The organism is Pseudomonas sp. KT_2_4, from assembly GCF_041410225.1.
Classification (GTDB): domain Bacteria; phylum Pseudomonadota; class Gammaproteobacteria; order Pseudomonadales; family Pseudomonadaceae; genus Aquipseudomonas; species Aquipseudomonas paracarnis.
In genome coordinates, this window is the sequence record NZ_CP166962.1 from 747,806 (window position 1) to 762,158 (window position 14,353).

Annotated in this window: 14 protein-coding genes and 1 pseudogene; 9 read left to right on the plus strand and 6 right to left on the minus strand. The window is 61.5% G+C overall.

The genetic code is table 11. The annotated features are described in order from the left end of the window. Positions 1-151 precede the first annotated feature (151 nt). Positions 152-532, minus strand: coding sequence for a RidA family protein (locus AB9N64_RS03340; protein ID WP_014718423.1), 381 nt, complete (start codon positions 530-532; stop codon positions 152-154). 71 nt (positions 533-603) lie between these two features. Then, positions 604-1,872, minus strand: coding sequence for a beta-ketoacyl-ACP synthase II (fabF, locus tag AB9N64_RS03345; RefSeq protein WP_371359955.1), 1,269 nt, complete (start codon positions 1,870-1,872; stop codon positions 604-606). A gap of 107 nt (positions 1,873-1,979) precedes the next feature. On the opposite strand from fabF, the gene AB9N64_RS03350 reads away from it, so the two are divergent. After that, positions 1,980-2,456 carry a helix-turn-helix domain-containing protein gene (locus AB9N64_RS03350; RefSeq protein WP_014718425.1) on the plus strand — a complete coding sequence of 159 codons (477 nt, stop codon included), beginning with the start codon at positions 1,980-1,982 and terminating at the stop codon, positions 2,454-2,456. A gap of 4 nt (positions 2,457-2,460) precedes the next feature. Here AB9N64_RS03350 and AB9N64_RS03355 read toward each other — a convergent pair whose 3' ends face one another. After that, the gene (locus tag AB9N64_RS03355) at positions 2,461-3,330 is read right to left on the minus strand and encodes an oxaloacetate decarboxylase (RefSeq protein WP_019820071.1); all 870 of its coding nucleotides are present in this window, start codon (positions 3,328-3,330) and stop codon (positions 2,461-2,463) included. A gap of 142 nt (positions 3,331-3,472) precedes the next feature. On the opposite strand from AB9N64_RS03355, the pseudogene AB9N64_RS03360 reads away from it, so the two are divergent. The 8 genes and pseudogenes from AB9N64_RS03360 to AB9N64_RS03395 form a co-directional block, all read left to right on the plus strand. Next, positions 3,473-3,589, plus strand: a pseudogene (locus AB9N64_RS03360) (ATP-binding protein); the annotation flags it as partial. Between the two features lie 176 nt (positions 3,590-3,765). Beyond that, complete coding sequence (locus AB9N64_RS03365) at positions 3,766-4,722, plus strand: ABC transporter substrate-binding protein (RefSeq protein WP_019820070.1); 957 nt, start codon at positions 3,766-3,768, stop codon at positions 4,720-4,722. 22 nt (positions 4,723-4,744) lie between these two features. Next, positions 4,745-6,076, plus strand: coding sequence for an LLM class flavin-dependent oxidoreductase (locus AB9N64_RS03370; RefSeq protein ID WP_371359956.1), 1,332 nt, complete (start codon positions 4,745-4,747; stop codon positions 6,074-6,076). 101 nt (positions 6,077-6,177) lie between these two features. After that, positions 6,178-7,017 (plus strand): helix-turn-helix transcriptional regulator, encoded by an 840-nt coding sequence (locus AB9N64_RS03375; protein WP_014718430.1) that lies wholly within the window; start codon positions 6,178-6,180, stop codon positions 7,015-7,017. A 36-nt stretch (positions 7,018-7,053) separates the two neighbouring features. Beyond that, a complete protein-coding gene (locus tag AB9N64_RS03380; RefSeq protein ID WP_014718431.1) occupies positions 7,054-8,436 on the plus strand; it encodes an aspartate aminotransferase family protein in 1,383 nt (460 codons plus the stop codon). A 145-nt stretch (positions 8,437-8,581) separates the two neighbouring features. Next, entirely contained in the window at positions 8,582-9,961 is a 1,380-nt protein-coding gene (locus AB9N64_RS03385) for an APC family permease (protein WP_014718432.1), read from the plus strand. Between the two features lie 222 nt (positions 9,962-10,183). Further along, on the plus strand, positions 10,184-11,674 hold the full coding sequence (locus AB9N64_RS03390; RefSeq protein WP_371359957.1) for an aldehyde dehydrogenase: 1,491 nt from the start codon (positions 10,184-10,186) through the stop codon (positions 11,672-11,674). A 131-nt stretch (positions 11,675-11,805) separates the two neighbouring features. Next, the gene (locus tag AB9N64_RS03395) at positions 11,806-12,738 is read left to right on the plus strand and encodes a cupin (protein WP_371359959.1); all 933 of its coding nucleotides are present in this window, start codon (positions 11,806-11,808) and stop codon (positions 12,736-12,738) included. A gap of 1 nt (position 12,739) precedes the next feature. Here the strand turns inward: AB9N64_RS03395 and AB9N64_RS03400 are convergent, their stop codons facing one another. The 3 genes from AB9N64_RS03400 to AB9N64_RS03410 all read right to left on the minus strand — a co-directional run bounded on the left by AB9N64_RS03400 (position 12,740) and on the right by AB9N64_RS03410 (position 14,307). Continuing rightward, positions 12,740-13,645 carry a LysR substrate-binding domain-containing protein gene (locus tag AB9N64_RS03400; RefSeq protein ID WP_371359960.1) on the minus strand — a complete coding sequence of 302 codons (906 nt, stop codon included), beginning with the start codon at positions 13,643-13,645 and terminating at the stop codon, positions 12,740-12,742. A gap of 117 nt (positions 13,646-13,762) precedes the next feature. Next, positions 13,763-14,023: a metallothionein gene (locus AB9N64_RS03405; protein ID WP_014718436.1), complete on the minus strand. Its 261-nt coding sequence runs from the start codon at positions 14,021-14,023 to the stop codon at positions 13,763-13,765. 56 nt (positions 14,024-14,079) lie between these two features. Further along, positions 14,080-14,307 (minus strand): hypothetical protein, encoded by a 228-nt coding sequence (locus tag AB9N64_RS03410; protein ID WP_003191203.1) that lies wholly within the window; start codon positions 14,305-14,307, stop codon positions 14,080-14,082. Between the last annotated feature and the right edge of the window lie 46 nt (positions 14,308-14,353).

Consider the following 14,353-nt stretch of genomic DNA (forward strand, 5'->3'; position numbering starts at 1 on the left):
CAATGCTCAACGCAACGAAGCCCCAATGTGGGAGCTGGCTTGCCTGCGATGGCGATTGAACATTCACCACCGCTATCGCAGGCAAGCCAGCTCCCACCTTTTTGACCGCGTTCGACATTCCGATCAGATCGGCGCTAACGGCGTCACAGATTCAAGCCTTGGCAGCCATCGCCGTCACTTCCACCCGCATACCTTCTACCGCCAAGGCGGCAACGCCCACTGCTGCCCGCACTGGCCAGGGCTTGGCGAAAAAGCGCTTGTAGACCTCGTTGAACGCCGCGCGGTCGGCCATGTCGGTGAGGTAGATGGTCAGGTGCATGACCCGGTCCATGGAGCTGCCGGCTTTTTCCAGCGCAACTTTCAGCGCTTGCAGGGTGCACTCGCTTTGCAGGGTGATATCGCCCAGCTCCAGGCTGCCATCGGCATGGGTGGGAATCTGGGTGGAGACCAGGATGCCGTTGAAGCCGATCACGTCGGAGGAGATGGAATCGGCGTCCGGGTCAGGGGTATAGGACAGGTCGTGGTTGGCCATGGGCACCTCGTGTTGGCAGGAACAGAAAGGCGCCATGGTCGGTGAAATTCAGCCCAGGGGCAAACCCCGGCTTATATCCAGCGTCGGAACAGTACGCTGGCGTTCACGCCGCCAAAGCCGAAGCCATTGGACAGCGCATATTCAATCGGCATGGGACGCGCCTCATCGCGCACCATGTCCAGGCCGTCGGCGAGGGCGTCCGGGTTTTCCAGGTTGAGTGTCATTGGCGCGATCTGGTCACGCAGGGCAAGCACGGTAAAGACGGCTTCGATGCCCCCCGCAGCACCGAGCAAGTGGCCGGTGGCGGATTTTGTCGAGCTGATCGCCGGGCTGCCGCCGGTACCGAATACCGTCCTGATCGCCGCCAGCTCGCCTTTGTCGCCCACAGGCGTGGAGGTCGCGTGGGCATTCAGGTACTGCACCTGCGATGCCTCGATGCCCGCCTGGCGCAACGCTTGAGTCATTGCCCGGCGCGCACCGTCACCGTCTTCAGGCCCTGCGGTCATGTGATAGGCGTCTGCACTGGTGCCATAGCCCACCAGTTCGGCAATCGGCTGTGCGCCCCGCGCCTGGGCATGCTCCAGTTCTTCAATTACCAGAATGCCGGCGCCTTCGCCCATCACAAAGCCGTCGCGCGCCTGATCGAAGGGGCGCGAAGCGCGCTGCGGGGTGGCATTGAAATCGCTGGACAACGCTCGCGCTGCGGCGAAACCGGCCAGGCTGACGCGATGAATCGCCGCTTCGGCACCGCCGCATACCGCGACGTCGACTTCCCCGGCGCGGATCATTCGCGCTGCGTCGCCGATAGCCTGAACCCCGGCTGCACACGCGGTTACTGGCGCACCCAGCGGGCCTTTCAAGCCATAGTTGATCGACACATGCCCGGCGGCCATGTTGCTCAGAAACGATGGAATGGTGAAGGGCGACAGACGACGCGGGCCCTTGCTGTCAGTGGTGCGCACCGCATCGGCAATGGCCGGGAAACCACCGACACCGGAGGCGATGATGGTCGCTGTGCGCGCCTGCTCCTCAGGTGTTTTGGGTGCCCAATTGGCCTGCTTCAGGGCTTCACCCGCCGCCGCCAGGGCGAACAGGATAAAGCGGTCCATCTTGCGCTGTTCCTTGGCCGCCAACAGTCGATCAGGATCAAAACCGGCTTCGGGGTCTTGCAACGCACTTTGCACCTGGCCGCCGATGCTGACCGCCAGATCACCGATCAACTCTTGCGGCAAACGGCGGATGCCCGACTGCCCGTCCAGCAAGCGCTGCCAAGTGGATTCCACGCTCGACCCCAGCGGCGTCAGCGCGCCCATGCCCGTCACGACGATACGTTTACTCATGCTCAATCGACTCCTGTTGCTTGAAGGATACACAGCGTATGGACGTCACTATCATCATGAAAGTAACATGGTGTCGTACAAGTTTGTACTCGCACACAGGAATACTTATGCAGCGCAAATCCCTCATCAGTGCCGAATGCCCCATCGCCCGTAGCCTTGAACGGGTAGGGGAGTGGTGGAGCATGCTGATCATGCGCGATGCCTTGCACGGCCTGCGCCGTTTTGACGAGTTCTCGCGCAGCCTGGGCATCGCGCCCAACATGCTGACGCGGCGCCTTAATGGCTTGGTAGAAGCGGGCATGCTGGAGCGCCGCGCCTACAGCGAGCGGCCGCCACGGTACGAATACGTGCCGACGGCCAGGGGCGAAGACTTTCGTATGGTGCTGATGGCGTTGGTGGCCTGGGGCAATCGGCATTACGCCGAGGAGGGCATCAGTGTCGAGGTGGTGGAACGCGAGACGGGCCGGCCGGTGCAGCCGATGATGGCGACGGCGCAAGGTGCGTGGGTGGCGATGGATCAGTGCGTGGTACAGCCCGGCCCGGCCGCCAGCGCAGGGATGCGCCAACGGCTGAGCCGTGAGTGATTGATTACTCTTTTACATCCATGAACTCTTCGGCCCACGCCACATAGCTCTCAGGCAAGGTGTAGGTGTGGGTCAACTCCGTCGCACTGAGGTTCGAGGTGCTGTGGGTCAGCTGACGCTGGGCACGCAGGCTGTCGTAAGTGGCCTTGATCGCGGCGAAGTAGGCGCCATGCCCGGCCACCACGATGCGCACGCCCAGGCTGGCCAGGCGCTCGCTGTCGTGCAGTTGCGGGTTGCCGTAGGTCACCAGCATCAGCGGAACGCTGAGGTTCTGCGCGATTTGCTCCAGGTGGTCGAAGTCCTTGACGCCGACCATGCAGATGCCGTCAGCACCGGCCTTTTCGTAGGCCTTGGTCCGCGCAATCACGTCGCTGGTGGGCAGCACGCCGGCATTGGTGCGCGCAATGATCGACAGCGCCGGGTCGACACGTGCCTCCAGCGCGGCCTTGACCTTGCCGATGCCTTCTTCGACGGAAATCAGGTCCGTGGATTTACGCCCGAATTGCGCGGGCAAGAGGGTGTCTTCGATGGTCAGCGCAGCGACGCCGGCGCGTTCCAGTTCTTCGACGGTGCGCATCACGTTCAGGGCGTTGCCGTAGCCATGGTCGGCATCGGCGATGAAGGGCAACTGGGCCACACGGCCGATGCGGGTGGCTTGCTCGACGAACTCACTCAGGGTAATCAACGCAAAATCGGGGGCCGCCAGCACCTGCAGGGAGGCGACCGAGCCGCCCAGGATTCCCACTTCAAATCCCAGGTCGGCCGCTATGCGGGCAGACATGGGGTCGAATACGGAGGCGGTTTCAACGCACAGGGGCGTTGCCAGCAGGTCACGGAAGTTACGGCGTAGCGCTGAGTGAGAAATCTTGGGCATGGTCTTTCCTGGCTTTGGTCATCGTCAAGTGACGATCAATGTCTATTCGTGGTGCCGGGAGATTACCACGCAGATGCCCCTGTGATTATGACGTTTGAGCAGGCGTGCTAACGAGCGCCGGGGCTGTATGCCGGGCCGGCCTGAGGTCAGCGACGAGGGGCCGGGGATTCCCGAAGCGGACCTGGAGCGTGTATTCGACCCGTTCTTTCGCCTTCGGCGTGGTTCGGGCTTGGTGGCCCGGATTGAATTTGCGCGCTAGCGTGATGCGATATACGCATTTTTATTGAATTAGGTTATGCGTAATCAGTATTTTACATCTCGCCTTCAGCCCGCAAAAATAGCCCTCACACCCCATAGCTATAAACAATAACCTTTTAAACCGAGACCGTGCGTGCGGATCGACTTGCATGCCCCACAAGGCATCTGGAGACGAACGTGCGTTACCTCAAAATCCTGGCGGCCGGGTTCGCCGCCTCATTTCTGTGCCTGACGGCGCAAGCGCAAACCCTGGTGGTCGGCGACCAGAGCTACAACGCCCAGGCCGTGATGGAAGCGGCGGGGGTGCTGGATGACTTGCCCTACACGCTGGACTGGAAACAGTTCACGGCCGGCTCACCAGTGGCCGAAGCGCTCAACGTCGGCAGCCTGGACCTGGGCCTGCTCGGCGATGCCCCGGTGTTGTTCCTGGGCGCCTTGGGTGCACCGATCAAGGTGATTGCCGTCAGCCGGCAGAATCTCGACGGCGTAGCCATCCTGGTAAAAAAAGACTCGTCGATCCGCAGCCTGGCCGATCTGGCAGGCAAACGCGCCGCGATCTGGAAGGGCTCCTGGAGCCAGCAATTGTTGCTGACCGCGCTGGACAAGGCCGGGGTTGCGCGGGATTCGCTGCAATGGCGTTACCTCAGCGCCCTGGACGCCTCCCACGCGCTGGAAGGCGGTGCCGTTGACGTGATCGCCACTTGGGAACCCTACGTCACGCAACAGGAACGCCAAGGTGCGCGGGTGCTGGCAACCGCTGAAGACTTGATCCCGGCCCAGAGCTTCATTGCCGCCAACGCCAGTGCTGTGGAGGCCAAGCGTGAACCCATCAGTGACTTTCTCCAGCGCCTGAAAAAAGCCCGCGACTGGGCGCGCCAGAGCCCGGCCAACGCCAACGCGTATGCCGATGCCTGGGCCAAGCGCACCCGCGCTGATGCCGACATCGCCCGCGTCTGGTTTGCCCGCGCACGCACCACCGTCGAGCCGCTGACGCCTCAGGCGCCCATCGAGGCGCAAAAGACCGTGGACTTTTTTGCCGGCCTGGGTCTGGTCAAGTCTTACTCGGCCGCCACGTTGTTTGACCCTTCATTCGCGGCCGCCTTGCAACCCGCCGTCGTCACCACCCAGCCCTGACCGCTTGAAGGACTAGTGCGCAATGACTAAAAGACAGCTCAAACTGGGCGCCCTGACCATGGGCTGCGGTGGGCCGGGCCGCCATAACCTGTGGCTTGACCCGCAATTGCCGGCCGATGCCAGCGTCAACGTCGATTGGTACATCGAGATAGCGCGCCAGGCCGAGGCGGCGCTGTTCGACCTGATGTTCATCGTCGACAGCCAGTTCATCACCGAAGGCTCGCCCTCCCATTACCTCAATCGCCTGGAGCCGCTGACCTTGCTGTCGGCACTGGCCGTGAGCACGCGGCATATCGGCCTGGTCGGTACGCTGACCACCTCGTATAACTCGCCGTATAACGTCGCCCGGCGCCTGGCCTCCCTGGACCTGATCAGCAAAGGCCGCGCCGGCTGGAACGTGGTGACCAGTGGCGATGCCGGTACCGCCGGCAATTACAGCCGCGACGAACACTACGACTACGCCACCCGCTACGGGCGTGCCGCCGAACATGTTCAGGTGGTGCAGGGGCTGTGGAACTCCTATGAAGATGATGCGTTTGTGCGCAACCGTGCCACTGGGCAGTTTCTCGACCCGAGCAAGCTGCACAGCCTGAACCACCAGGGCGAACACTTTTCGGTGGTGGGCCCGCTGAATATCCAGCGCTCCCCCCAGGGCCAACCGGTGATATTCCAGGCTGGCGACTCCGAACAAGGCCGCGACCTGGGCGCCGCCACCGCCGATGTGATCTTCACCCACGCAGCCAGTATCGAGCAGGGCCAGGCGTTTTACCGGGATATCAAGGGTAGGGCGGCACAACGGGGGCGCGATCCGGAACAGGTACTGATCATGCCCGGTGCGGAAATTTACGTGGGCGACACCGATGCCCATGCCCGGGAAATCGAGCAGCACTATCATCAGCTCGACCACAGTTTCGCGCTGGCGCTCAAGGAGTTCGGGCGCAATTTTGGTTGGCATGATTTCAGCCAATACGACCTGGACGCGCCGTTCCCGCAAGAGAGCCTGGAGGCCGCGCGCAGCAGTTTTTTCACCGCAGCCAAACGCATCGCAGACCAGGCCCGGGAAAAGGGCTTTACCCTGCGCCAGGCCGTCGAATTTGGCCGGCAATTACGCCCAGGCGCGTTCGTGGGCAGCGCCGCCACGGTGGCGCAGAAACTGGCGGATTGGTTCCAGGCGCGGGCGGTGGATGGGTTCAATATCTACATCGGGCACCCTGGGCAATTTGATCGTTTTACTCAGGAGGTGATCCCTTTGCTGCAGGAGCGCGGTGTTTATCGCACGGCCTACGAGGGCTCGACCTTGCGTGAAAGCCTGGGCTTGGCGATTCCGACGTTTGCGCGCACCCCCTCACCCTAAGGGGTGATTTCGATGACTTTGCGGGTGTGGGACTATCACTTCAGTCCCCGGCGCCAGTGACCTGGTGTCGCACCCAACCGTTATGACGGCGAGTCTTCGAAGTGGATAATGATCGACTGTCTTCAGCCCAGTGGTTCGAACAGATAGCCAGGGTGACCGAGAGCATCGGGCAAGCGGGGTTTGCCGCCACGTTGTTCGATGCCCTGGGGTGTATCCGCCCCATTCAGGCCACGACCTTGTACCTGTACCCCCACGACGGTATGCCCAGCGCAGTGTTCGAACTGGACGGGCCATGGCTGCCCCAGGGCAATGTGCGCCAGTACCTCTCCGGGTTTTACTTGCTCGACCCGTTCTACGGCGCCTGCGTGGAGGGGGCGGCTTCCGGCTGCTACGACCTCGCCGACGTAGCCCCCGATCACTTCGAGCACAGCGAGTACTACCAGTCGTTTTACCGGCATTCGCACCTGGAGGATGAGCTCAACTACATCCTGCAGGCGAGCAACGGCTTGAGCCTGGCGGTGTCGCTGGCCTTTACGCAAAAGCTCGACGCGGCCACCACCGAGCAATTCAAGCGCATAGCACCTTGGGTACTGGCGGTGCTGGGCAAGCACTTCGCCGGCCTGGAGACTCAGGGCGCGCGCTTCGAAAGCCTGTTGGAACAGCGTATTCACTCGGCACTCAACAACTTCGGCTCGTCGCTGCTCACCGAACGCGAATGCCGGATCACCCAGTTGATCCTGCGCGGCCACTCCACACGTTCGCTGGCCGAGCGCCTCGGAGTCTCCGAAGACACTATCAAGTCCCACCGCAAGCACATCTACAGCAAGCTCGACATCGGCACGCAATCGGAACTGTTTTCCCTGTTTATCGACTCGTTGGCCGAGGCCCAGGGCGGGCTGAGCAAAGACCCCCTCGAACGCTACATGAGCAAAAGCCGTTGACCGACTGCATGACCACCCACAACAAGAGAAAAAGCCATGAACCTACCCTTTGAACCGCAACGCCAGACCCAGGACTACCAGGCCTCGGACGCGGCGCACCATATCCATGCCTTTGTGGATCAAAAGGCGCTGAATGCCGAAGGCCCACGCGTAATGGTCCGCGGTGAGGGCCTGTACCTGTGGGACAGCGAGGGTAAGCGTTACCTGGACGGGATGTCGGGCCTGTGGTGCACGCAGCTGGGTTATGGGCGCAAGGACCTGACGGCTGCGGCGGCTGCGCAGATGGATCAGCTGGCGTACTACAACATGTTCTTTCACACCACCCATCCGGCGGTGATCGAGCTGTCCGAGTTGCTGTTCAGCCTGTTGCCAAAGCACTACAGCCATGTGATCTACACCAACTCCGGTTCCGAAGCCAACGAGGTGCTGATCCGCACGGTACGGCGCTACTGGCAAGTGCTCGGCAAGCCGCAGAAGAAGATCATGATCGGTCGCTGGAATGGCTATCACGGCTCCACCCTGGCGGCGTCTGCCCTGGGCGGCATGAAATTCATGCATGAAATGGGCGGCTTGATCCCGGACGTCGCGCACATTGACGAGCCTTATTGGTACGCCCAGGGCGGTGAGTTGACCCCGGCCGAGTTCGGGCGGCGCTGCGCCCTGCAACTGGAAGAAAAGATACTGGAGTTGGGCGCGCAAAACGTCGCCGGTTTTATCGCTGAACCTTTCCAGGGCGCCGGCGGCATGATTTTCCCCCCAGAAAGCTACTGGCCAGAGATCCAGCGCATCTGTCGCCAATACGATGTGCTGCTGTGCGCTGATGAAGTGATTGGCGGTTTCGGCCGTACCGGTGAATGGTTTGCCCATCAGCATTTCGGCTTCGAACCCGACACGTTGTCGATCGCCAAGGGCCTGACCTCCGGTTACCTGCCCATGGGCGGTTTGGTATTGAGCAAGCGCATGGCCGAAGCCCTGGTGGAGCGGGGCGGGGTGTTTGCCCATGGACTGACGTATTCCGGGCACCCGGTTGCGGCGGCGGTGGCCCTGGCCAACCTCAAGGCGCTGCGTGACGAAGGGATCGTGCGCCAGGTGAAGGACGACACCGGGCCGTATTTGCACACGCTCCTGCATGAAGTCTTTGGTAACCACCCGCTGATCGGCGAGATCCAGGGTACCGGCCTGCTGGCAGCCTTGCAGTTTGTCGAGGACAAGGGCACGCGCAAACGCTTTGCCAATGAAAACGACCTGGCCTGGCAATGCCGCACGTTTGGCTTCGAAGAAGGCGTGATTATTCGCTCGACCCTGGGCCGTATGATCATGGCGCCGGCCCTGGTGGCCAGCCGCGCGGAGCTTGATGAGCTGGTCGACAAAACCCGCATCGCGGTGGACCGCACCGCACGGATCGCGGGAAAACTGTGAAGGGCTAAGCCCCTGCATGCCGCCCGGTTGAACAGGGTGGGCGCCCCATAGCGGCCTGCCCACCGCTCCCAATGGATGACTCATCAACGGTGTCGATTTGATCGAACGCCGCGGTGCCCTGCATTCCACTTTCCAGGAGTCAGCAATGAATACAATAACAAACGTAGCCGATACTCCCGCCCATCAAACCTCAACCCAACTGACCTCATCGCGCCGCTTTCGACAACCCCTGGGCCTTGTCGGGCTTGTACTGTTCGGCCTGGCGTATATGGTGCCGCTGGCGGTGTTCACCACCTACGGCCTGGTCACCCAGATGACCAAAGGGCATCTGGCCACCGCCTACCTGTTGACCCTGGCTGCCATGCTGCTGACGGCCTACAGCTATGGGTGCATGGTCAAGGCGCACCCCTATTCGGGCTCGGTCTACACCTATACGCGCAAGGCGTTTGGCGCCTCCTTCGGCTTTATCGCCGGCTGGACCTTGCTGCTGGACTACATCTTCCTGCCGCTGCTCAGCTATTTGCTGATCGGCATCTACTTGTCCGAATACTTTCCTACCGTGCCCACCGCCGTATGGGTATTGGGCTCCATTGCCCTGGTGACGGCGCTGAATCTGGTGGGTATCGAGTCGATTACCCGGGTCAATTGGGTGCTGATCGTGGCCCAACTGGTGTTCATCGTGGTGTTCGTGGCGTTGTCGATCCACAACCTCAGCGGGCAAGCCGAGCCGGTGCCGCTGCTCAAGCCGTTTTACCATGAAGGTTTCAGTGTGCCGCTGATCATGACCGGTGCGGCGGTGCTGTGCCTGTCGTTCCTGGGGTTTGATGCGGTATCGACCATGGCCGAGGAGACGCCGGACCCGCGCCGTACCATTCCGCAGGCGATCATGGCGGTGTCGCTGATCGGTGGGCTGCTGTTTCTGGTGGTGTCGTATTGCGCCCAGATGGTCTTCCCGGAATGGAACAGTTTCGCCGATCCCGACGCGGCTTCGGTGGATGTGATGCGTCGGGTCGGCGGTGAGCTGCTGGTGAGTGCATTTACCGCCACCTACGTGGCGGGTTGTTTCGCTTCCGCGATGGTCTCCCAGGCCAGCGTGTCACGGGTGCTGTTCGCCATGGGCCGCGACGGCGCATTGCCCAGGGTATTCGGCAAGCTGGTGACGAAAAAACGCGTCCCGGCCAACGCGATCATGCTGGTCAGCCTGTTTTCGCTGATTGCGCTGTTTATCAGCCTGGACACCGTGGCCAACATGATTAGCTTTGGCGCGCTGTTCGCGTTTTCGGCGGTGAACCTGGCCGTGATCAAGCATTACCTGGGCGACCAGAAGCTGCGCGGTACACGCAACTATCTGCTGTACGCCGCCCTGCCAGGCCTGGGGTTTCTCAGCACGCTGTGGTTGTGGACGAGCCTGTCGGGCCTGTCGTTCACCATCGGCCTGGGCTGGATGGGCCTGGGGCTGCTGTGTTTGCTGTGCCTCACCCGAGGGTTCCGGGTGGGGATGCCGGAATTGCACATGGCCGAATAAGAAAAAAAACGGGCGTTCCCTAATGCCAATCAGTCAAGCGCAGGCCCCCTGTGGGAGCGGGCTTGCTCGCGAAGACGTCGGCCCAGCAAACATTGATATTGACTGATACACCGCCTTCGCGAGCAAGCCCGCTCCCACATTGGCACTGCGTTGCCTTGAGCATTGCGTTCGGCGTCGGGCTTGCCGCCGCGTGGATTAGACCCAATTACATAGGAGTACAGCATGTTCAACCTCGACTACTGGCAGCAACGCGCTGCCCGTCAAACCTTCACCAACACCGCCTTGATCGACGGCCAGGCCGTCGCCGCACTGTCCGGGGCGACCTTTGACGCCATCAACCCGGCGACCAACCAGCTCCTTGCACGTGTCGCCGCCTGCGGTGACGTTGAAGTGGACTTGGCAGTGCGCGCCGCACGCCGCGCCTTTGACAACGGCCCGTGGCGGCGCATGCCTCCAGGCGAACGCAAAAAAGTCCTGATCAAACTCGCCGACCTGTTGATGACCCACCGCGAAGAACTCGCACTGCTGGACTCCCTGAACATGGGCAAGCCGGTAATGGACGCCTATAACGTCGACGTGCCCGGCGCGGCCCATGTGTTCGCCTGGTACGGTGAAGCCCTGGACAAGCTCTACGATCAGGTCGCGCCGACTGCCCACAACGCGTTGGCGACCATCACCCGCGAAGCCCTGGGTGTGATTGCCGCGGTGGTGCCGTGGAATTTTCCGCTGGACATGGCCGCCTGGAAACTGGCACCCGCCTTGGCGGCCGGCAATAGCGTGGTGCTCAAGCCCGCTGAGCAATCGCCGTTTTCCGCCCTGCGCCTGGCCCAACTGGCGCTGGAGGCAGGCATCCCCGAAGGCGTGCTAAACGTGGTGCCAGGTATGGGCGAGGGCGCCGGCAAGGCACTGGGGTTGCACCCGGACGTTGATTGCCTGGTGTTTACCGGCTCCACCCAGGTGGGCAAATACTTCATGCAGTACGCCGCCCAGTCCAACCTCAAACAGGTGTGGCTGGAGTGTGGTGGCAAGAGCCCGAACCTGGTGTTTGCAGACTGTCAGGACCTGGACCTGGCGGCGGAGAAGGCGGCCTTTGGGATTTTCTTCAACCAGGGCGAGGTGTGTTCGGCCAATTCGCGCCTCTACGTGCAGCGCTGCATCCACGACGAGTTCATCGAGCGCCTGATCGATAAATCCCGCGCCTGGATGCCCGGCAACCCACTTAATCCCGCCAGCGCCGCCGGTGCAATTGTCGACAGCGGGCAAACCGCACGCATCATGCAAGCCATCGGCCGGGCGCACGCAGACGGTGCCACGCTGTTGACCGGCGGCCAACAGTTGAACATTGAGGGTTGTTCAAACTTCATCCAGCCGACGATATTCGCCAACGTCACCGCTGACATGCGCCTTTCCCAGGAGGAGGTGTTTGGGCCTGTGCTGGCGGTGAGCGCTTTCGATACCGAAGAACAGGCCATTCAGCAAGCCAACGACAGCCTTTATGGCCTGGCGGCCTCGGTGTGGAGTGATGACCTGAACCGTGCGCATCGCGTGGCCCGTGCCCTGAACGCCGGCACCGTGTCGGTCAACACCATTGATGCGCTGGATGTGACCGTGCCGTTTGGCGGCGGCAAACAGTCGGGGTTCGGGCGCGATTTGTCGCTGCATTCGTTTGATAAGTACACGCAACTGAAAACCACCTGGTTCCAGTTGCGTTAACTGCCCCGTTTCGCATAACTGCTGTGCCGTCACAGGCATTCATCCGCCAGTGGGCAATGCCTATAGTCCACTCACCCCGTGCAGCGCTTCAACCGCGCTGCGCGATCCAGCCCAAGACTGAGGTGAGCCTGATGAACCGTGAATTGGACCCCGCACTGACGGATATCAACCAAGTGGACGCCGAGTACTTCGAGTACAGCAAGGCGGCGAACCCCATCAGTGCCAACCTGATTTCCCGCATTCCCTACCACAGCTTTCCCGCCTCGCTGTATGACAATGGCCCCTCCCGCGTGGTACCGCTGGACCTCAGCGAGGCTTTGGGCTGCGAAGGCCCCGCCACCGGCCCCGGGTTATGCGCAAACTTCATGCGCCTTAACCGTGGTGACACACTGACCCTGCAACCCAACGCCACTTCCCAGGTGTTCTACGTGATTGCCGGGCAAGGCAGCGTGGTTCAGGGGGAGTATGAGATTCAATGGTCCAAGGGCTGCTTTATTGCCCTGCCGGGATTACAGCAGGCGCACTTCAATGCCCGCGAGGATGCGCGTCTTTACTACGTGCATGATGAGCCACTGTTGCGTTACCTGGGGGTGACACCCCGCGCCGATCGCTTTGCGCCGACCCTGTACCCAGCAGCGCTGGCCAACGCGAAGTTGCGTGAAGCGGCCGATGATCCCAGGGCACAGGACCGCAGCCGCATCAGCATCCTGCTGGGCAACCGCCGCTTCCCGCAGACGCGCACGGTGACTCACGTGCTGTGGGCCATGTACGGAATTCTGCCGGCGGGATCGGTGCAGAAACCCCATCGGCATCAGTCGATTGCACTGGACTTCATTATTGATTGCCCCAAGGGCTGTTATTCATTGGTGGGCACCGAGCTGGACGCGGATGGGCAAATCCGTAACCCGCAGCGGGTCGACTGGTCGCCCGGCCTGGCGTTTGTCACACCACCCGGTTACTGGCATGCGCATTTTAATGAATCGGATAGCGAGGCGTTGCTGATCCCGATTCAGGATGCGGGGCTGCAAACCTACTTGCGTGCGCTGGATATCCGCTTCAGTTGAGTCACTTCCAATCCGGTGTTTCGCCCAGTCGTTCAACGATAAAGTCGATAAAACACCGGACCTTCGATGACACGATGCGCTTGGGCGGGTACACAAACCACACCGCAAACGCCCGCTCCACGCCCTGGATGTGCCATTCGGGTAGCCACACTGCCAACTCACCGGCCTCGATACTTCGCGCCACCAGCCAGTCCGGCAACAGCCCAAAGCCCAAGCCTTGGCGCACGGCGATGAGTTGCGCGTCCAGGTCATTGATTCGAATAACGCCGTCATGCAGCAACGGGAGCGCGCGGCCGGAGGATACAAGACTGATATCGCCGGTGGTAGCCGTGCCCCGCACCGCAGGCACACCGGCCAAGTCCGTGGGCGTGGACGGAGGAGGGTGCTGCGTGCCAAACGCCGGGCTGACCACCAAGCGGTAGTGGCCGTCGCTGAGCTTGCGTGCCTTGAGCGTCGAATCGGCCAGCTCGCCAATGCGGATGGCCAAGTCGACGCCGGCATGAATCAAATTGACCTTGTTGTTATCCAGCACCAGTTCCACGCTGATCTGCGGGTAGCGCGCCAGAAAGTCATTCAACGCCGGCAGGATGTGATGGCGAGCAAACGCCGGTGGCAGGTTGAGTTTCAACACGCCCCGGGGATGCTGGTTCAGCGCAGACGTGGCTGCCTTGGCGTGTTCCAGTTCATCCAATACTCTGCGTGCGTGTATCAGGAAGGTCTGGCCGCCTTCGGTCAGATGCAGCGTGCGTGTGGAGCGGTTGAACAGCGCGATGCCCAGGTCTTGCTCAAGGTCCTTCACATAGCGTGAAACCGTTGAGGCCTTGATCCCCAAGCGCTCGGCGGCACGCGAGAAGTTGTTGCCTTCGGCGGCTTCGATGAAGGCGGTGAGCGCGGTGAAATAGTCCAAGGGCAGCCTCAGGGCAGGGCGGTGAGACGTGCAGGTTGTTGATTTTTGCCGGGGGCTGTCAACTGCTAGACCCTAGAGCCACGATGCAACCCCCGTTTTCCTAGTGGGGCTGAATGATCAAGGCGATATGGGATCGCTTGCAGGAAAGGTTTCTTCGATCGCCTCGTCGAGCTGGCTATCGCTGACGGAGCGGTCTCGCACCTTCACATTCGACTCGCAATGGCAATCGGCACTGGGGCACGCTTGACCCTGTGGGTGCAAGTCGGCGCATGCCTGGCTGCAGTAGGCTTTGCCGTTGCGCTGGTGACGCGTGTCATGGGTCACCTGGCAGGTGCAGCCTGGGCAGGCGCAGGGCAAACCTTGAGTTGTCGGGTTCATAGGTCCTCCGAATATTCAGTGATTGATAAACGGGCAGCGCTTTTCTGATACGCAAATCAGGGCTGCTGGTAATGCCCTGGGATGTCATGGCCTTCATCGGCGGGCTTGTTGCGCTTTTGCACCTGGACGTCGCTCAATTTCGCGTCCTTGAGCTCTGCAAAGCGCTGCCTGAGCAGGGACTCGGCCCATTGAGGGTCCAGCGTGTCGGCATCGTGCTCAAGCGTGCGGCTTTGTGGCTGGTTGTCGAGGATGAAACTGATGAGGTAATGCGGTTTCTCGAACATGAACGTGGCTCCGTCACGGTTAACAAGGCGTACCCGAGCAGGGCAT